This window comes from Arcticibacter pallidicorallinus (genome assembly GCF_003002875.1).
GTDB classification, from domain to species: Bacteria; Bacteroidota; Bacteroidia; order Sphingobacteriales; family Sphingobacteriaceae; genus Arcticibacter; species Arcticibacter pallidicorallinus.
The window spans coordinates 22,966-41,439 of sequence record NZ_PVTH01000009.1; the positions used below are offsets into that span (position 1 = coordinate 22,966).

Here is an 18,474-nt window from a genome sequence, read left to right on the forward strand (position 1 = left end):
TTTAAGCTACTCAGGTCGGACTTATCACGGAACAATGAGTGCCCATTATCGGCTGTATATAACAGCCGTCTAACGAAACATCAACAGCAGTATCGGCACATAACTAGTTGAATATCTATATGCATAATTTTCTTATGTATGTAAAAAAAACATATATTCGCATATGGCAATATCCAGTAGTATGCTCAAGGGAAGTTTGCAAACCATTCTCTTAAATATGTTGCATGAAAACGGGAAAATGTATGGTTATGAGATTACTCAGAAAGTAAAGGATATCACCAAGGGCGATATAAAACTTACTGAAGGTGCAATCTATCCCTCTTTGCATAAGCTTGTGGCAGATGGATTACTCGTAACACATACCGAGACGTATGAAAACCGCGTACGTAAGTATTATGCGCTGACTGCTGCCGGCGAGGCTGAGCTGGCCAACAAATTGAAGGAGGCCGAGAGCTTCATCGGCAATTTGCAGATGCTTTTAAACCTTAAACCTAACCTGTCATGAACTTGACCGAACATCAACTGTCTAACATTCGCAGTTATCTTAAAAAGGTAAATACCGCTCCGGAGCTATTTGACGAGATGTATGACCACGTTTTAAGTGCGCTCGAGGTCGAGCCCCAGAACATACCCTTTGATATGAAACTTGTGGAACGTTTGGCGGTGTCTGGATTTCGGAAGATGGTTCAAACGGACTCGGATACCAGCAGATACAAGCGCTTGAACGCTCTGATAGGCATCATGCTATTCATAATAGCGAGTTTTACATATTGGTTGACAATGGAACCTACCGTGAGTTTCTGGGATTGTGGAGAGTTCATCGCCGCCGCCTACAAGTTACAAGTTGGACACCAACCAGGGGCACCTTTGTTTCTCATGCTTGGCAAGCTGTTCTCGATACTTTCTTTAGGTGACGCGTCAAAAGTAGCCTATTGGGTTAACATGAGTTCCGTTGTGGCAAGTGGCGCCACGGTTATGTTCTTGTTCTGGACGATAACTTCGATTGGGACGAGAATCCACAAGCATGTAAAGCAGCCCTCGGCCAGCATTTTGATCGCCGGGATTGTTGGCTCACTCGCTTTTGCTTTCTCAGACACTTTCTGGTTCTCTGCTGTGGAGGCAGAGGTTTATGCTATGTCGACTTTGTTTACTGCCATAGTATTTTGGGCGGCACTAAAATGGGAGAAATCGGGTGAAGACCGCTGGCTTGTGTTTATATCGTTTATGATTGGTCTCTCGATAGGTATACATCTTTTGAGCCTTTTGGTGATTCCCGCGGTGGCGTTGGTTTATTACTTCAGGAAGCAGCCTCGTCCGCGGCTGAGGGGTATTTTCATCGCTTTTTTGACCGGTTGTGTTCTGATAGGAATGGTTCAATACGGAATCGTTCAGTATCTCGTGCTGGCAGCAGCAAAGTCAGACTTGCTATTTGTGAACAGTTTTAATGCTCCCTTCGGTTCCGGAGCAGTTGTATTCCTTGGACTTATAGGGGCAGCTATAACTGCCGGGCTGGTCATTTCGGTAAAGCGAAAACTTTACCTTTTGAATTTAGGGCTGGTATGCCTGACATTTGTACTATTCGGTTACAGTTCATACTTTATGATCTATATCCGCGCGAATGCTAAACCCAATATAAACCTTAGTAACCCTGACAACGCTTTTTCTCTATATGAATACCTTGGCCGCTCCGGATATGGAACAACACCTCTCTTGTATGGCCGGACATTTGACGCGAAGCCGGTCCGCCACGAAGAACGAGGCTTTCTTTACCGAAAAAATAACGAAAAGTATGAGGTCTCGGGATCTAGGTATAAGACAGAGTATGACAAGAATCTACTCTTTCCCAGAACGCATAGTCAGAAACCAGGCCACGCAGATTTTTACCGGCACTGGCTTGCCCTGGAGGAAGGGCGGAGCCCCGGTATGTTAGATAATGCCAGCTTCTTCAGCTCATGGCAATTGGGGTTTATGTATTGGAGATATTTTTTCTGGAATTTTGCCGGCCGGCAGAATGATATTCAAGGGCAGGGGAACGTACTTGAAGGAAACTGGATCTCGGGAATTCAACCGTTAGATGCATTGAGGCTTGGCAGCCAAACCGGCCTGCCGCCGAGTATAAAAGAAAACAAAGCACACAATATTTTTTATGGACTGCCCTTCATTATTGGCCTTGCCGGAATTGTATGGCTTTATAGAAAGAGCAAACCTGATTTCCTTACAATTCTGAGTCTATTTCTCCTGACCGGAATGGGTATTGTATTATATCTCAATCAGGATCCTCTTCAGGTAAGAGAACGGGATTACGCTTACGTAGGATCTTTTTATGCTTTCGCTATATTCATCGGCTTCGGCTTTATGGCAGTTAAAGGTGCTTTAAGCAGGGTCGGTCCAGCAAAGGCGTCTTTCGCCATGGCCACCTTAATATGCATTTTGAGTGCTCCGGGACTGATGCTAAAAGAAGGTTGGGATGACCATAACCGATCAGATAAATTTACCGCTTTGCATTGGGCGAAAAACTATCTAAATTCTTGCGCACCAAATGCGATCTTGTTCACTAACGCAGATAACGACACCTTTCCGCTATGGTACGCTCAGGAAGTCGAAGGAATCCGGACTGACGTACGCGTAGTGTGTTTGCAGTTTTTGGCGGACGACGCTTATATCAGCCAGATGAAAAAAGGGTCGGGTCTTTCAGCGCCGCTTCCTATAAGTATGGATCGTTCGATTTATATGGACGGTGTTCGGGATTATTTTCCGTTTGTCGATTATGGAATTACGGACAGCGTGAACCTTCATGATCTTGTGGCGGTAATGAAGTCGGACGCGAAAGAGGACAAGATACAGATGTCGGACGGGTCATTCATCAACTTTTTGCCGACAAAGAAGTTGAGGCTGGGAGTTGATAAGCAAATTTTGCTTGACACCGAGACGCTTACATATGACGAAATTTCCAGGACGACCAATATGGAATGGACTTTTAATAAAGAATTCGCGACCAAGGCAGACCTGGTTCTCTTTGACATCCTGGTCAGCAATGAATGGAAACGTCCGATTTATTTCGCGACATCAGTGTCAGAAGACACCTATATGGGATTGGATGATTATCTCCATCTGGAGGGCTATGCATACAGACTGCTGCCTCTCGTCCCTGTACCCGGAGTCAAAGCAGACAAATCGGAACGGACGCATTCAGATGTCATGTACTCAAACTTCATGACGAAGTTCGAGTTTTCTTCTTATTCGGAAGCCTCTTACGCCGATCCAGAGACACGCAGGGTGATCGGTGGGACATGGAACTTAACAAATACGCTTGCCGCCAATCTAATCGAGGAAGGGAAAAACGTCGAGGCAGAGGCCGTAATGGAAAAAAGCCTCAGAGAATTACCTGTTGATAATTATGCTATCATAGACACCTTGAACAGAATAATGACCGTAAAGAATCTTTATGCGGGTAGTCGAATAGATAAGGCTAGTGAAATAGCAGAAGATACCGTTCAGTTTCTTGACGCTGAGCTCACTTATATCTCATCCCTGTCTCCCAACCAACAGCGAGGTTCAATACAAGACATCCGCATAGGCATGTACGTATTGCAGTCGCTCCAGATATTGGCAGCAGAGAATAAGCAGGCGCAACTTTCTTCATTGATTGAAAGGAACATGGAATGGCTGAGTCAGAAGTTTTCGTTAACCGATGTATAGGCATCTGCGGCGCGTCCACCCTCGCTTATCCCTGTGACTTTGATCTCTGCTGATAAAAACGTATCTTTGCATCAAACGGTATATTTCGAGCATTTTCTATGTAATCTACATCGATAACCTACGGTTATCCCCCCACTTCCGCCACATTGTTGTTAAACCGTTGCAACAGTGGAAGTTCATAAGCGATACAGTTTCTACTCTGATATGACGCGGTTACATTTTTATGCTTTTAACTTAAATTGATTAGTATGGCTAAGTCTCAGGCAACCTTCATGAAAAAGCAATTAGAAAAAACAAGACAAAAGAGGAAGGAAGAAAAAGAGCTACGTAAACAAGAGCGTCAGCAAAACTCAACAGGTGGAAGTCTGGAAAGTATGCTCGCTTATGTTAATGAATTCGGTGAGATTGTTTCAACTCCGCCGGAGAATATCAAACCTCCGGTTGTTGAATAAAGATGGACAGTCGGCACATCCGGCAGCCAGATCGACCTGACGTGATCGAAACAAGTATTTGAATAACGAGTCCCATCGTAAGTCGCGATTTCCGGAGCAACATGCGTGATCTATGCATAAAACTGTGCAATAAAGGTCGTCCTAATCAGGGAAGAACCTCGGTATCACCAGCGACAGCTTCGGCTTATACCTGCTCTTAATAGTAGTTTCCGTATCTATTGTGTTATATATGGGTAGTGGATAAACAGTATGGATAAAGTAATACCCTTATATTTGTGAGTATCCAAATACCAGGTTAACCTTACATTATAGCTATACACAACCATATGAAGTCCATTAAAGTCTTTTTAGTTGAAGACCATAACATCGTGCGAAACGGGATTCGCACGCTTTTGGAGAGGCAGACAGACATTGAGATTGCCGGGGAGGCGGAAACGGTTAACGCAGCTCTTGAAAAACTCAGAACAGGAATCCAGGTCAATATTATCTTATCTGATATCAATATGCCTGACCGGAGTGGTCTGGATCTAATCGATATCGTCACTTCCGAATTCCCGAATATCAAGGTCATCATGCTGACCATGTTGGATCATGAAAATTACATCAAACAGTCTATAAGAGCTGGAGCCAGCGGTTATTTATTGAAAAATATCGACATTGAGCAGATGCTTTTCGCCATCAGGCATATCGCTTTGGGCGGAAGATATATAAGCTCCGAGATAGTTTTTGAGATGTTTAAGAAGCAACTAAGTTCGCCGCCTGAGCTGGGCGCGGGCGAGTTGGTAGAACTGTCGCAAAGGGAAGAAGAAGTTCTGCATCTGATAGCCGACGGATTTACGAATCAGGAAATTGCCGATAAGCTATTCACCAGTCGCAGGACAGTTGAAGGACATCGCCAGAACTTACTGGAAAAGACCCGCACCAAGAATACGGCTACACTTATCAGATATGCCATACGCAATAGCATTATTAACTAGCTTCTTACCAGGTAGTTACTACGTGAATTTATGTCTTTTTCCGCTTTTTTTGACTAGTTTGCTTTATTACCTTTATGGTGGATCAGTCGCAATTCAACTACATTAACCTTTACCATAAAAACATAGCGATGAAAGTGAAAAGGAAGATTTTAGTTTTAGACGATGACAGGTATATTCTCGATGTCCTCGACGAAGCACTGACCTATGAGGAGTTTGAAGTAAAAACAGTAACGGATATCAAGTCATTTTTTAGCTTAATGACAGAGTACCAGCCTAACCTTGTTTTAATTGATTACTTGCTCCAGGGAATCAATGGTGGGGAGGTTTGCCACCAAATAAAAAGCGCAAACTCTACACGGGAAGTACCGGTAATCATGATGTCGGCCTATCCAAAGGTTTTCGAATCACTTGGAACGTACGGTTGCGACGCATTCATCGCTAAGCCCTTTGATCTGTATATGCTGATTGACAAGGTAAAGAGCCACATGCCGCTCGGACATGCAGGCTAAGTATAATCAGGCTGCCTTCGTTTTCGCTTTGGCAGGTAGCAGGTCATGTTGAGAGGAAGTCATCACGTCCCGGTATTGATCTCTGATTAAGGAAGCGACCTTTTGCCACGTGAACAGGGTGTTTACCCTCTTGATCGATTCGATACGCATCAGTTGACGCATATGTGAATCAGAAAGTATCATGCCGAGCGATTCCGCTAGCGCTTTGGGATTCTCCGGGGGGACCAATAAACCTGTATTACCATGGTCGACGCTGTATTTAATTCCGCCAACGTTTGATCCGATCACTGGAGTACCGCAGGCCATCGATTCAAGTGGAGTAATTCCGAACGGTTCATACCAGGGGGTTGTAACAAAAACATCTGCGGCAGAGTAATAGTATTTAAGAAGATTTCTTCCCTTTCTGCCAACGAATGTAACAGCATGATCCATGTTTTCTTCTGAAACGATGGATTTTAGCCTGTCTAGTTCGGCATGATCAGCTGTATCAGGGTCTTCGAAATCGCCTCCTACCACCAGAAGCCGTACCGGGATAGCCGCCTTATAGAGCAGCGAAGTTGCCCTGATTACGTTATCTATGCCTTTTCTCGCCACCATACGCCCCAGCTGCAAGATTATCTTTTCCTCGGGGTTAAGTCCCAGTTTCTTTCTCGAGTAAGATTTACTGATTGGCTGGAACTCTTTTTTACTGAAACCGCAGGGTACAACAGCAACCCGATTTTCGGGCGCCATATAATAAGTTAAAAGGTCATGCTTGTCCTGGGGGCACTCGGCAATAATGACACTGGCAGCCTTTACGATTTCTTTCTCTATTGAGATTCGTATTGCCGGGAACTGGTCATCATCGTGCTGATAGAGCTTCCGGATATATCCCAGGGCATGGAAGGTGATCACAAAGGGAACACCCAGAATTTCTTTGATCTCTGATGCTACCCAACCAGACATCCAGAAGTTGGCATGGATTAGCTCATAGCACAACTTTTCCCGATGCATGAATCGGAGCATATTATCCCTGAATTCGGGCATGTGCTGCCATAGCTCTTCTTTCCGCAGAGGGTATGGTCGACCTGCATTTACATGGATGACGCGTACGCCTGGTAGCCAAAAAATAATCTTCTCAAGTTCTGGGTCATCGTTTCTCGTGTAAATATCTATTTCATAGCCCAAGGCCGCCAATTGCCTGGCTAACTCTGCTACGTAAACATTTTGACCACCGCTATCGACCCCGCCGATTGTAGCAAGCGGAGATGCATGTTCACTTATAAACGCGATCTTCGGTTTCATAGGAAATGTCTTTTTGTGATATTTTTTCTCTTAATGCAGTCGCCAGAGGTTGATACAGTATCCTGTTGGGGGTGCCGGAGAGATTGGTATTGTCCCAAAGTCCAGAGCCGTGCCAGTAACTCGGATCGTTCCAATCGGGCCGGTCAATAATAGGGTATAGGCATACACCCCAGAAGGGGATTTCATCAGGAATTAACTCCAGCTCTTTCCAGACGAAGTTGAACCAGTTAGGCCTGTCCTGTCCAGAATGACTCGTCTCGCTCAAGATCATCGGCTTTTTGTAGCGTAAATACGCTTCGCTCAGCAGGTCACACAGGGGGCGCCATCTTTCGTCGTGTTCCAGGTTCGCCCATGGGAGAAATTCTTTAAATCCGGTGACCCATTGGTTGTTATAATAAAAATTGAGTCCTAAAACATCCAGGAGCTCCGGAGTTCCACCGAGTTCCGGACAGATTCTCCCGCAGAGCATATCAATCGCCTGATATTGAAATTCGTGCTGCATCGCGGCCTCGAATACTTGCTCATCCGTCGCATTCAAAGGAGGAACGATATTGACAAGGGGCTCCGTTGCAAGGATGACGATGCGATTGTCGAGCGCCTTCAGGGCTTTTGCCGCGGCGATATAGGCTTTCATGAGTACATACTTGGCATTCCAACCCTGATTCTTGTAATATGGAGCAGTTTCACCTGCATCTGCGCATAGCCATGATATGAAGCTTACCTCGTTGATAGGCGTCAAAATCAGAGGCTTAGTGGACTCGGTCTTTTCTAAACAGTACCGGGCAAAAGCAAGGCTCAGCGATACAAGCCTTTCCTCAAAATGCGGATGGAACGGGTCCAGATCATCCGGGAAACCGAAATGACAGATATCCCAGACTTGCTGGATTCCGGTCTCAGCAGCAGCCTCTATCATCAAGCCGGCGATACTAAAATCATATTGATAAGGACGAATTTCTACCTGGCTCCAGCGAAGGCCCTCACGGACGGTTTTGATGTCAAAGTCTCTCAGCATGGCGTAGTCATTCCCGAGCTGTTCCAGATGACCCGTAATTTTCATAAAGTCGATTCGCTCCCCCTTTAGATTTAAGAGGTCGGCGCATTCGAAACCGGCCATCAGATATGATCCGAAGGGATTATTATCAATAGACTTGAATTCCATTAACAAATGTTTTTTTATTAAGTAGATAAAGTATCGACAAACAACCTCTTCGTTTGTTTAGAACAAAGGGTATTAGCGCTAGACGATAACTTGCTGAAAATTAGATAGACGCAGCATTGCAGGGTGTTGTACTATCGTACGAGCGGTAAGATCAGGTGTTTCTCTTGCGAGAATGCGTATATTCCGTATCGGCATTATGTCGTCCAGGAGTATCATTAAGGAAATAATATAATCGGCACTCTGGAAAAGCTGTATATGGAGGAACTTGACTTAAATAGTTTGTTGAACATTCCGTGACGCTTCCACTGCAAGACCATAATGTCGGCTTTAATTTCCGCCATCTTCTGATTCAGTTCTTCAGCTTTATTCTTATGTTTAAGATTTACATACCGCATCTTCGGATAGTTCATCAACTTTGACAATTCATGCTTAAAATAGTCTCGCATGTAGCATTCTGCCATTTCAGGCAAGCCGTCTGCTGTAAGGTGGACAAGTTGAATGCCCGCAGAGAATGCCTGAGCTAGTTTTACAACAGGACGAATAACAGACATATCGCAGTACCTGAGGTCGGTAACATAAGCAATCGTATCAATATTTTTAATTACGTGGTTCCGGGGGATGATCAACACTGGGCATTTTGCCTTTTCAAGTATTTCGTATACTTCACTTTCGGGCACGTCGGGAACAGAGTTTTTCGATCCTGATGAAATTACAACAAGCTCTATCTCCTCTTTCCTGACAACGTCAGACAGCAGATCATTAGAGTACTTGGTTTCAAGAAGATGTGCAACGTTACCCGGAATTTTGGGCTTATCTAACATGCTCCTTTCCTGGACGCCGTCAAACTCATCTAAGGGCACCTCGTCCCTAAGGGTTTCGAGCTCTCCGGCGTGGACCATCTCTTTCTTTTTGTTCTGAACAAAGCCTGCATCCACTTTCATCCATAGAAATGTTTTGGCTTTCAGGTTATTGGCTATACGTATGGCGCTCTGGGAAATATCTTCATCGGGCGAGTCTATCGGATTGATAGCAAGAATCTTTTTCATCGTCTGGTTGGTTGTCGTGTTGATGATACAACAACTTAGGAGGTTAGATTGTTGGCAGGGTAAATACGTATTTTCAGGTAAAAAATACGCTTTCGAATATATAGGAGCGAGGTTTTATTACCCTATCTTTCTATGATGCTATCAAACATCCAATTAGCCGTTTCTTCATCGGTTCCATCCCTGAAAAAAATTACGAGATAAAAGTAGCCGTTAACAGTTACGGGCACATGAAGCTCGTTTTCCTGGGGCATATTTTTTATTTCCAGGTCCGGTATTGCCTCTTCTGCGGCTTTGCGTATTTCATCTGCGGTTGGTATCATCATTCTTAAACAACGGAAAATAGAGAATTGTGTGAAAGAAGTTTGGACGAGTCGTTAACAAGACATCAAAAGAGCTTGAGCTGCTTGTCGGAAGGAGCTTTAACGTTACCGAAAACGGTCCTGCCGCCATATTTCCAGGAATCTTTCCGCTCCCTCTCCAGCAAAGGTTCGAGGCCGTGCTGGGGAGTGAATTCCTTTTCCGCTGCTTGGGACATCTTGAAGAGCCGTTTTACGGCCTCTGTTTTTTCTGAGTGTCCGATTTTAGCACTATCCACTGCTTTCTTCAAAACCTGGATCGTATCATCGTAAACCTTGAGCGGAACAGGGAAGGGCTGTCCGTCCTTGCCACCATGAGCCACTGAAAATCTCGCCGGATCGCTGAACCGGGCGGGCGTTCCATAGATAACTTCACTTACCAGAGCGAGCGACTGTAATGTCCGCGGACCCATCCCGGTCAGCAGCAGTAAGTCTTCGAAATGTTTGGGTCCCTGATCGTGTGCAACCCAAAGCATAGCGCCTAATCTTTTCATATCGACGTCCTTTGATCGAAGATCATGGTGCGAAGGCATAACCAGCTTTTTGATTTCAGCCATCATTTTATCGGGTGATTCAGCACTCATCTCCATGATGCTCGTTCTCGCATCAGTAGCCTGCTTATCCGCCAGGTTAATGATGGTACCAAGACCCTCGCCATAAATTGATGTATGCGGATTTTCTACGAAGGATTGCAGACCGGCGGAGTGCCAGTGATAGCGTCGGGCAGTGGAGCTTCCCTGCCTCATTCCTTGTTGTACTACAGTCCAGTCGCCCTCACTGCTTACGATGAAAGAATGCATATATAGCTGAAAACCATCCTGAATAGCGGTGTTATCGACCTTTGCACTTAGCTTACTGCTGCGTACGAGCTCCTCTCCATTTAGTCCGGTTCGTTCTGCCACTCCGAGCAGTTCTGAAGGGGCCATCAATGAGGATTTACCTTTCCCGCCGCATATATATAAACCAAGATCACGCGATCTGGAGTTTACTGAGCGCTTTAGAGCTCCCATGACGGAAGTCGTTATTCCCGACGAATGCCAGTCCATGCCCATTACGGCACCCATGCTTTGAAACCAAAACGGGTCACTCAGTCGCCTCAGAACCTCGGCCTTGCCATATTCCAGAACAATGGATTCTATTATGGCAAGACCGAGGGTTGACATACGGTCTGCAAGCCAGATGGGGACTTTTCCGTAGTGTAAGGGAAGGTCTGCTGTTCCTGAATGCTTCATTACTAACGAAGTTAGTAATTTAAACTTGATATCAGATACCGCTGCGCAGCCTTTTGCTGTTTTCAACCTGGCGCTCAATAATGCGCGTACGAATTTGCTTCCTGAATATTTCGCTTCCTTCTTCCGGCTCGGGATTTATAGCGGTGCCTACCCTTATTTCCGGATCTTCTTCCACCTGTGCACCGTAATCCTCGAGCACACGCATGGCAACTTCGGATTCGGCAATAGACTGGGTGTGTACCGTTACCACTGAACCTTCGGCTGCAAGCTTCGAAAAATGAGCAGCCTCATCATGATCGTCAAATAAAGTTCCGAAAAAGCCGCTCAGTCTGTTTGCATATTCAGACTCGGTATGATGCGTTCCCCGAACGGATACGTCAATATTTTCGTCAAGAAAACCGCTATTCTTTAATTTCTGAATAGCTGTCTGTGCAGTAAAGCCATTTTCGAACACACCTATTACTGTGTGAGGGGTACTCGCCGCCTTAGCTTTACGCCGCCTGTAGAGCCTTTGCTCATCAAAGTGTTCATGCCCGTAAAAATTGTCCTGAAAAGCAGCTGAGCTGACGGGGTCGGTATTCATGAAAATGCCCCTGATGCTCATCTCCGTCTCCAACGAGACATTGTTTTTGCTATAATCGGGTAACGCAGCAAGCTGTTCCGGAGTCACCATAGGCAATATTACCTCATCCCGGTCTACGTCAATTTCAGCAAGACCTATCGGAATCAACACGTCGCGGTCTTCGAGATTCCACTCATTCTCCGTAAGATCCAGAACCAGGTAACGCACTTTGCGGGAGCTTTCGTCAAATAATAATTCAGACACTTCGCCGAGATCCTGGCCTTCCGCCCCGATGACTTCCCAGCCTTTAATGTTAGGCTGACCATCGGCTATTTCAAAATTGCTACCACCCAATTCCTGAAGGTGGTTGCTTTTTACATTCTCATCATTTGCTTCCATTGTCGTTTTTTAAAAAAGGTAAAGTATCAAGGCCACTATAAGCAAGATAATGGCAAGCCAAATCCACCAGGGATTGCTTTTTTTAGGTTGAACATCAAGTTGAGCCATAGCGTTTTTAGTTAGATGTGTTTACACGTGAAGTATTTCCCATAGTCTGATGCTGTTTGTATTTCTCCACCAGAGGCTCCGCCTTTTCATGATGTGCTTTCAGTACCGGCAGGGTCTTAGTGGCAAAGGCCTTAACTTCAGGATCTGTCTCATTCTTACTTGTTTCTTCGAACAATTTGATAGCATCCATGTGATGAACCATCATCAGGTCCATATACTGTTTATCAAATTCAACGCCCGTTTTGGAGCTCAGATCTGTTAGCTGCCCCTGAAATACACCGCTTATAACAGGCGACAGTTGAACCTTCTTCGAAGTGGCAAGAGCCTTTAGCTCACTGTTTGCTTTTGTATGGTCTTTCACCATCTGAGCGGCAAAATCCCTGACGTCCTGGTTTTTAGCCGCTTGCTGCGCCAGTTTGCCAAATTCCACCTCTGCCATTCCTGCATCTGCGGCTTTCATAAAGAACGTGGAGGCCCCGGCCTGGGTAGTATCCTCGTCTGCTGAAATATCTTCCAGATAAGCGGTACTATCCGTCTCCGTATTTCGTCCGTTATTGTTTTTGCTGTCTGTACACGCTTGAAACGCGAGTAGAGCGCCGAGCGTCATTGTTAAAAATGTTGCGTTTTTCATAGGTTAATCGTTTGTCTTGTTAACCTGTCGTATTTCAAAATGTTTGCAAAATTCAGAAAACCATCAGCTATCCTCATTGTTCGTTTCTTTGAATCTATCTATCAAAAAACAGATCATGTCTATGAAAAACGAACAGTTAAATCCGAACCCGCATGAGCGGTATCCCAGACCTCCATTCCCTAAACAGGAGCAGGAGGTACCCGGCACGGAAGATCAGATGCAGCCTAAGGCAGACCACGGTGAAGAGTCCTATGTGGGCACCGGCAAGTTGGAAGGTATGAAAGCCGTAATAACCGGGGGAGACTCAGGCATCGGCCGTGCCGTCGCGATTGCCTTTGCCAGGGAAGGTGCTGACGTATGCATCAGCTATCTTGCTGATGTGGAGGATAAAGATGCTGAAGAAACAGCCGAATACGTGAGGAACGCCGGAAGAAAGGCCCTGCTGATCAAAGGCGATATTCGACAAGAGTCACATTGTAAGGAAATCATTGATAAGGCCGTCGCAGAATTCGGCAGGATTGATATCCTGGTCAATAACGCGGCTTATCAGATGGCTCACGAGGACCTGCATGAAGTACCCTCTGATGAGTGGGCACGGACATTCGATACGAATATCACGGCGATGTTCTATCTATGTAAAGCCGCTGAGCAGCATATGAAGCCGGGCAGCAGTATCATTAACACTACGTCTGTTAATGCCTACTCGCCAAGCCTGAAACTACTTCCTTATGCTGCGACCAAAGGCGCGATTCAAAACTTTACTGCCAATCTCAGCCAGATACTGCTGGAGAATAATAAAGGCATACGAGTAAATGCGGTGGCTCCTGGACCGGTATGGACGCCGCTGATTCCCTCTACGATGCCAGAGCCTGAAAATTTCGGAGCTGATACGCCAATGGGCCGTCCCGGGCAACCCGTTGAGATTGCTCCAGCCTATGTCTTCTTAGCTTCACACGAATCCAGCTATATTGCCGGAGCTACCATACCTGTAACTGGCGGGCGAATTACTATTTAAAGAGATAGACGTGGGTCTAACAGTCGCTGAGACTAATGGGAATATTGACGGCCAGGCCTCCCTCGGAAGTTTCCTTATAGCGGGAATGCATGTCTTGCGCGGTGTCCCACATGGTCTTTACCACGTTGTCAAGGGAAACTTTGGCTAACTGCGGGTCACTGTGGAGGGCAAGCTGCGTCGCCGTAATGGCCTTAATTGCTCCCATTGTGTTGCGCTCGATACAAGGTATCTGTACCAGTCCGCCTACAGGATCGCAGGTCATACCCAGGTGGTGCTCCATAGCAATTTCCGCAGCCATGAGGCATTGCTGCGGAGTACCACCTAAGACTTGTGTAAGACCCGAGGCAGCCATAGCCGATGATACACCAATCTCTGCCTGGCATCCGCCCATTGCCGCTGAAATAGTCGCGCTTTTCTTGAAGATACAACCGGTTTCTGATGCAGTGAGCATAAAGTGCATCACGTCAGTTTCCTTGCCCTCGCAAAAAATCAGGTAATAGAGCAACACTGCAGGGATCACTCCCGCAGCTCCGTTGGTAGGGGAGGTGACTACCCGGCCATACGCGGCATTCTCCTCATTAACAGCGAGCGCAAAGCAGCTCACCCAGTCCAGCGTGTACTGAAACCCGGTACCCTTTTGCTTGATGGCCGCTGTCCACTCGTTAAAATCTTCATAGTGAGCATTAGCTAGCAGGGTCTTGTTAATTTCTGCAGCCCTTCTTTTTACTTCTAGTCCGCCGGGAAGCACACCATTGATATGGCAGCCCCTGAACACACATTCCTTCATTACCTGCCAGATCGCCTGAAGTTCCTGCTCGACCTCCTCATCACTTCGCCAACTGAGTTCGTTTGCATGGACAATTTGGGAAATGTTCTTTCCACTTTCCTCAACATAGGCGAGGAGGTCGCTTGCAAATTCAATTGGATAAACGAGCGATACCTTTCTGCTTTTTATGTTTGATGTATCATCACCTTCTCCGTATATAAATCCTCCGCCGATGGAATAATAGGTCTCGGAGATACTTGATCCGGCGGTAGTTTTTGCCCTGAAAGTAAGGGCATTAGGATGAGCCGGAAGCGATTCAAACATCCGGAATTCCAGATCTTCAGCGAAGTTGAAGGGCACAGCGCATTTTCCATCCAGCTGGATTGCAGAGGAGCTCTTGATAAGGTCGAACGTTTCGGTGATGTTATGCGTTGGAATGGTTACCGGATCGTAGCCGCTGAGGCCGAGGATTACGGCCAGATCAGTGCCATGGCCTTTACCGGTTTTTGCAAGCGAGCCATAAAGAATTATCTGAAGGGACAGTACATTTTCAAGAGGGCCGTTTTGTTTCAGCACCTGAAGGAACCTCTGGGCGGCGCGCCATGGACCCAGGGTATGCGAACTGGAGGGACCTATACCTATTTTAAATATGTCAAAGACGGAGATCTGTTCTTCTTGCATTTATAGTTTTTTAACATTTCAGGGCAGCATTTCAGGCTAATGTCGACCTGAAATGCTCTGCTCTTGTAAAATAGCGAAAATAAAACCTTCATCTGGGGATTTTATTTGCTAAAATGTTATATATACTAAATAAATGCTAATAAAACACAGGAAGGAGTATAAGGTACGAAGTTTACGACTGTTATGAGATGATCAGATGCAGTCCTAAGCTATTTAATCTGCTGCCAGATCAGACGTCTCCTGACTCACATTCTGAACAACTCTTAATATTTCGAAGGTCTTCAGGCCATTGGGCATTTCCCATTGAACGGTTGAGCCTGTACGATAACCTAACAAAGCAATGCCAATAGGGGCAAATACGGAGATTTTTTTGTGTTTCATATTTGCTTCAGATGGAAGCACCAGATGGAACGTGAATGTTTGTTTGCTGGTCATCTCCTGTATGTCTATTTTGGAATCCAGACATACGACGTCATCTGGAAGATCCTGCTCCTTCATTATCTTAGCAGATTTCAGCTCAGCCAGGAGTTTGTTGCGGTTAAATTCGGAAAGGTCGCTGTGTGCTAAGTGTTTCTTTAGTAATTCTAATTCCTTTTTAAGGATAATTAATTGTTCTGTCTTCATAATGAATAATTTAGATTATTGATGTGTCTATAAGAGGGAAGCCTCAAGCATCGTACTTACACCTTAACTGAATGCCGAATGGTATTATGCTTAAAAAATATAAAAGCATTTAATGGTCATTAAGAAATAACCATTCAGTAAACATTGAGAAATAAAACGATTGCTTATTGGCTGGCCCCAAGACCAAGTATGGCCGGGGCTATAGTAATAAAGTCCTTGGAATTTTGGGATACCGCATACTCACATACAACATGGACACCCTGCGATCGTGACGCAGAAGCCTTTAGGTTGCCGTATGTATTCATCAGGGTTGCCATTATTTCAAATGTCTGCTAAATATTTCATTTAAGCAAATCCTCAAAACCTCCCATTCAGAATGTTACAGGGAAACAAGCTTTTTTAGTTCAGCAGCATTTCTGACTGCTGCCCCGCCGATGTCGTTATTAAAGAAGATGTAAGCATCAGATACATCCTTCTCTTCCACGAGGCGAACAAATTCCAGCAGCTCCGCTGTAGAATACTCAGAACTGTATAGCTCGTTCGCTCCATGAAACCGGTAGTACAAGGATCGGGCATTGCTCACAAGCCCGTTTGGCAGTGTAGGATGACTTATTCCGCTGAAGACGATATTCCTTTCAGCAAAAGCGATATAAACCTGTTCATTCCACCAGCTGGGGTGGCGAAACTCGACAACGTTGGTAAAAGCAGGACTCAGATTGTTCAACATGGCTTCGAGATGAGCTTCCGTATAGGCATAGTTGGGATGCAGCTGAAAAAGGGTGGCAGCCAGCTTCTCCTGAAGTCCGGTTTGTATAAGATCGTAGAAACGTGTAATAATATCCTGAACATCATTAAACTTCCTGTAATGAGTGATCGCCCGGGGCGCTTTAACGGCAAAATTGAATCCAGGCGGACTGATGACATACCAGTTCGCCAAAGATTTTGGAGTGGGAGTTCTATAAAAGGTCGCGTTTAACTCCAGAGAGTCGAAATGCTCCGCATAAAAGGAAAACCACTTGCTTTGCGCAAGACCTTCCGGATAAAAAAGACTCTTCCAATGCTTATAGTGAAAGCCAGAACAACCAATATGCCACCTGATCATAAGCGTATCAATTTAAAAAGGAAATACAGCATCGCTATCTTTTTGTTTTGAGTAGCTGAACACCGACAAGCTCCGCCCACTTCTATCGTATGCATAGATGATAACATTCTACCAAATTCCGCCAAAATCGTATTATCGATTCACTTTGCCTGCTGCTATCTTTGAGATAATAACCAACGCTTAGATTATCATCATGAATAAAATCTGGAACATTCTGCTACTCGTAGCAGCAACCGGGTATGCGGGGCAAGTGTCAGCACAATATCCGGTCATACCGAAACAGCTCGAAGCTCAGGCCGACTCGGTGATGAAAGAGTACGAGAGACTATCTGACGAAGCATGGAAAAAGGCGCTTCCGATTGTAGAGCGAGACAATAAACAGGGAAAGCCATTTATTCCATGGGCATCCAAACCCTCTGATTTACCTCAGGCTGCTATTCCGGCGTTTCCGGGTGCAGAAGGCGGCGGGGCTTATAGCTTTGGAGGAAGGGGCGGAAAAGTTTTTGTGGTGACTTCGCTGGCAGACAGCGGTCCAGGCACCTTACGCGAGGCTTGTGAGCAGGGGGGAGCCCGTATCATTGTATTTAACGTGGCAGGGATTATCCAGCTGAAAAGTCCGGTTATTATTCGTGCTCCATACATTACGATTGCAGGCCAGTCTGCACCCGGAGATGGTGTCTGCATCGCAGGCGAGTCCCTCTGGATCAACACCCACGATGTGGTGATCCGATACATGCGTTTCCGCAGGGGCGGTACAGACGTAACGCGTCGTGATGATGCCCTTGGAGGAAATGGCGTCGGCAATATCATCATCGATCATGTATCTGCGAGCTGGGGTCTTGACGAGAATATGTCCATGTATCGGCACGTATATGATAAAGGCGATGGCTCGAAGCCGGAGAAACTTCCAACGGTAAACGTCACCATTCAGAACTCCATTTTCTCCGAAGCACTTGATACCTATAACCATGCCTTCGGTAGTACGATAGGTGGGCTCAACAGTACCTTTATGCGGAATCTGTGGGCGAGCAATATCAGCCGTAACCCTTCCATTGGCATGTACGGCGACTTCGGCTTCGTTAACAATGTAATTTTCAACTGGTGGAACAGAAGCGCCGACGGAGGGGACAACAATTCCTTTTACAATTTTATCAATAACTATTACAAGCCAGGACCCATCACGCCACTGAACGAACCTATCGCTTACCGTATTCTGAAGCCTGAATCGGGCAGGAGTAAAGAAAGCAGAGACCTTTTCGGAAAGGCTTATGTTCATGGAAATATCGTTGAGGGTTACGATAAGGTAACGAAAGACAACTGGGACGGAGGTGTACAGATAGGCAATCTGCCAGATGCGGGCGATCTGTTAGCTAAAATCAAAGTTGACAAGCCCCTTCCAATGAGTGCGGTTTCGACCCTGTCTGCTCAGGAAGCCTACAAATACGTACTGACCAATGTAGGTGCCGCACTTCCGAAGCGCGACGCCGTTGATGAGCGTATCATCAGGCAAGTGAAGACCGGCGAAATAGAGTATACAGAAGGCGGGAAAACAGGAGTAGGGAAGGAATACATCAAAAGACGACTTCCCGAAGATTCTTATAAACAAGGAATCATCACTGACGTAAGTCAGGTTGGCGGGTACCCGGTCTACAAAGGGACGCCTTATGCAGACTCAGACAGCGACGGCATGCCCGACGCTTATGAAAAAAGCAAAGGCCTTAATCCGAAGGATGCCTCTGATGCTGCAGTGATCAGTAAAAACGGCTATTCAAATATCGAAAACTATCTGAACAGCCTGGTTCCGCTGAAGACGGTTAAACCATAGAAAAGAGCCCATAAGACGGGCAAGAATACTGCTTAAGAAGGCTGAAC

The 18,474-nt window shown here is 45.8% G+C and carries 17 protein-coding genes; 7 read left to right on the forward strand and 10 right to left on the reverse strand.

Features of this window, described 5'->3' with window-relative positions; all coding sequences use genetic code 11:
- The first annotated feature begins 163 nt into the window (after positions 1 to 163).
- The 5 genes from B0I27_RS13670 (at position 164) to B0I27_RS13690 (ending at position 5,637) form a co-directional block, all read left to right on the forward strand.
- Positions 164 to 505 (forward strand): PadR family transcriptional regulator, encoded by a 342-nt coding sequence (locus B0I27_RS13670; protein ID WP_106294299.1) that lies wholly within the window; start codon positions 164 to 166, stop codon positions 503 to 505.
- The gene (locus B0I27_RS13675) at positions 502 to 3,699 is read left to right on the forward strand and encodes a glycosyltransferase family 117 protein (RefSeq protein ID WP_106294301.1); all 3,198 of its coding nucleotides are present in this window, start codon (positions 502 to 504) and stop codon (positions 3,697 to 3,699) included. The genes B0I27_RS13670 and B0I27_RS13675 overlap by 4 nt, the downstream gene beginning before the upstream one ends.
- 248 nt (positions 3,700 to 3,947) lie before the next feature.
- Positions 3,948 to 4,151 carry a hypothetical protein gene (locus tag B0I27_RS13680; RefSeq protein WP_106294303.1) on the forward strand — a complete coding sequence of 68 codons (204 nt, stop codon included), beginning with the start codon at positions 3,948 to 3,950 and terminating at the stop codon, positions 4,149 to 4,151.
- 326 nt (positions 4,152 to 4,477) lie between these two features.
- Positions 4,478 to 5,128, forward strand: a complete 651-nt coding sequence (locus B0I27_RS13685; RefSeq protein ID WP_106294305.1) for a response regulator transcription factor — start codon at positions 4,478 to 4,480, stop codon at positions 5,126 to 5,128.
- 128 nt (positions 5,129 to 5,256) lie between these two features.
- Positions 5,257 to 5,637, forward strand: a complete 381-nt coding sequence (locus B0I27_RS13690) for a response regulator (protein ID WP_181276787.1) — start codon at positions 5,257 to 5,259, stop codon at positions 5,635 to 5,637.
- A 6-nt stretch (positions 5,638 to 5,643) separates the two neighbouring features.
- On the opposite strand, the gene B0I27_RS13695 is transcribed toward B0I27_RS13690, so the two are convergent.
- From B0I27_RS13695 to B0I27_RS13725, 7 genes are all read right to left on the reverse strand, one after another.
- A complete protein-coding gene (locus B0I27_RS13695; RefSeq protein WP_106294309.1) occupies positions 5,644 to 6,921 on the reverse strand; it encodes a glycosyltransferase in 1,278 nt (425 codons plus the stop codon).
- Positions 6,893 to 8,080, reverse strand: a complete 1,188-nt coding sequence (locus tag B0I27_RS13700) for an amine oxidase (RefSeq protein ID WP_106294311.1) — start codon at positions 8,078 to 8,080, stop codon at positions 6,893 to 6,895. The genes B0I27_RS13695 and B0I27_RS13700 overlap by 29 nt, the downstream gene beginning before the upstream one ends.
- A gap of 215 nt (positions 8,081 to 8,295) precedes the next feature.
- Positions 8,296 to 9,126 (reverse strand): hypothetical protein, encoded by an 831-nt coding sequence (locus tag B0I27_RS13705; protein ID WP_106294313.1) that lies wholly within the window; start codon positions 9,124 to 9,126, stop codon positions 8,296 to 8,298.
- 122 nt (positions 9,127 to 9,248) lie between these two features.
- Complete coding sequence (locus B0I27_RS13710; RefSeq protein ID WP_106294315.1) at positions 9,249 to 9,449, reverse strand: hypothetical protein; 201 nt, start codon at positions 9,447 to 9,449, stop codon at positions 9,249 to 9,251.
- 62 nt (positions 9,450 to 9,511) lie between these two features.
- Complete coding sequence (locus B0I27_RS13715; RefSeq protein ID WP_106294317.1) at positions 9,512 to 10,714, reverse strand: DUF763 domain-containing protein; 1,203 nt, start codon at positions 10,712 to 10,714, stop codon at positions 9,512 to 9,514.
- A gap of 31 nt (positions 10,715 to 10,745) precedes the next feature.
- Positions 10,746 to 11,675, reverse strand: coding sequence for a PRC-barrel domain-containing protein (locus B0I27_RS13720; protein ID WP_106294319.1), 930 nt, complete (start codon positions 11,673 to 11,675; stop codon positions 10,746 to 10,748).
- 115 nt (positions 11,676 to 11,790) lie between these two features.
- The gene (locus B0I27_RS13725) at positions 11,791 to 12,414 is read right to left on the reverse strand and encodes a DUF4142 domain-containing protein (protein WP_106294321.1); all 624 of its coding nucleotides are present in this window, start codon (positions 12,412 to 12,414) and stop codon (positions 11,791 to 11,793) included.
- A 121-nt stretch (positions 12,415 to 12,535) separates the two neighbouring features.
- Between B0I27_RS13725 and B0I27_RS13730 the strand changes: the two genes are divergently transcribed.
- Entirely contained in the window at positions 12,536 to 13,429 is an 894-nt protein-coding gene (locus tag B0I27_RS13730) for an SDR family oxidoreductase (RefSeq protein ID WP_106294524.1), read from the forward strand.
- A 16-nt stretch (positions 13,430 to 13,445) separates the two neighbouring features.
- Here B0I27_RS13730 and B0I27_RS13735 read toward each other — a convergent pair whose 3' ends face one another.
- The 3 genes from B0I27_RS13735 to B0I27_RS13745 form a co-directional block, all read right to left on the reverse strand.
- The gene (locus B0I27_RS13735) at positions 13,446 to 14,876 is read right to left on the reverse strand and encodes an L-serine ammonia-lyase (RefSeq protein ID WP_106294323.1); all 1,431 of its coding nucleotides are present in this window, start codon (positions 14,874 to 14,876) and stop codon (positions 13,446 to 13,448) included.
- Positions 14,877 to 15,089: 213 nt separating this feature from the next.
- The gene (locus B0I27_RS13740; protein ID WP_106294325.1) at positions 15,090 to 15,500 is read right to left on the reverse strand and encodes a GreA/GreB family elongation factor; all 411 of its coding nucleotides are present in this window, start codon (positions 15,498 to 15,500) and stop codon (positions 15,090 to 15,092) included.
- Positions 15,501 to 15,879: 379 nt separating this feature from the next.
- Positions 15,880 to 16,602, reverse strand: a complete 723-nt coding sequence (locus B0I27_RS13745; RefSeq protein WP_106294327.1) for a DUF72 domain-containing protein — start codon at positions 16,600 to 16,602, stop codon at positions 15,880 to 15,882.
- A gap of 193 nt (positions 16,603 to 16,795) precedes the next feature.
- Here B0I27_RS13745 and B0I27_RS13750 point away from each other — a divergent pair, with 193 nt between their 5' ends.
- The gene (locus B0I27_RS13750; RefSeq protein WP_106294329.1) at positions 16,796 to 18,427 is read left to right on the forward strand and encodes a pectate lyase family protein; all 1,632 of its coding nucleotides are present in this window, start codon (positions 16,796 to 16,798) and stop codon (positions 18,425 to 18,427) included.
- Positions 18,428 to 18,474 lie beyond the last annotated feature (47 nt).

Bases quoted from the DNA above. Each gene is read 5' to 3' on its own strand.
- B0I27_RS13670 (WP_106294299.1), top strand. From the start codon at position 164: ATGGCAATATCCAGTAGTATGCTCAAGGGAAGTTTGCAAACCATTCTC.
- B0I27_RS13675 (WP_106294301.1), top strand. From the start codon at position 502: ATGAACTTGACCGAACATCAACTGTCTAACATTCGCAGTTATCTTAAA.
- B0I27_RS13680 (WP_106294303.1), top strand. From the start codon at position 3,948: ATGGCTAAGTCTCAGGCAACCTTCATGAAAAAGCAATTAGAAAAAACA.
- B0I27_RS13685 (WP_106294305.1), top strand. From the start codon at position 4,478: ATGAAGTCCATTAAAGTCTTTTTAGTTGAAGACCATAACATCGTGCGA.
- B0I27_RS13690 (WP_181276787.1), top strand. From the start codon at position 5,257: ATGAAAGTGAAAAGGAAGATTTTAGTTTTAGACGATGACAGGTATATT.
- B0I27_RS13695 (WP_106294309.1), bottom strand. From the start codon at position 6,921: ATGAAACCGAAGATCGCGTTTATAAGTGAACATGCATCTCCGCTTGCT.
- B0I27_RS13700 (WP_106294311.1), bottom strand. From the start codon at position 8,080: ATGGAATTCAAGTCTATTGATAATAATCCCTTCGGATCATATCTGATG.
- B0I27_RS13705 (WP_106294313.1), bottom strand. From the start codon at position 9,126: ATGAAAAAGATTCTTGCTATCAATCCGATAGACTCGCCCGATGAAGAT.
- B0I27_RS13710 (WP_106294315.1), bottom strand. From the start codon at position 9,449: ATGATGATACCAACCGCAGATGAAATACGCAAAGCCGCAGAAGAGGCA.
- B0I27_RS13715 (WP_106294317.1), bottom strand. From the start codon at position 10,714: ATGAAGCATTCAGGAACAGCAGACCTTCCCTTACACTACGGAAAAGTC.
- B0I27_RS13720 (WP_106294319.1), bottom strand. From the start codon at position 11,675: ATGGAAGCAAATGATGAGAATGTAAAAAGCAACCACCTTCAGGAATTG.
- B0I27_RS13725 (WP_106294321.1), bottom strand. From the start codon at position 12,414: ATGAAAAACGCAACATTTTTAACAATGACGCTCGGCGCTCTACTCGCG.
- B0I27_RS13730 (WP_106294524.1), top strand. From the start codon at position 12,536: ATGAAAAACGAACAGTTAAATCCGAACCCGCATGAGCGGTATCCCAGA.
- B0I27_RS13735 (WP_106294323.1), bottom strand. From the start codon at position 14,876: ATGCAAGAAGAACAGATCTCCGTCTTTGACATATTTAAAATAGGTATA.
- B0I27_RS13740 (WP_106294325.1), bottom strand. From the start codon at position 15,500: ATGAAGACAGAACAATTAATTATCCTTAAAAAGGAATTAGAATTACTA.
- B0I27_RS13745 (WP_106294327.1), bottom strand. From the start codon at position 16,602: ATGATCAGGTGGCATATTGGTTGTTCTGGCTTTCACTATAAGCATTGG.
- B0I27_RS13750 (WP_106294329.1), top strand. From the start codon at position 16,796: ATGAATAAAATCTGGAACATTCTGCTACTCGTAGCAGCAACCGGGTAT.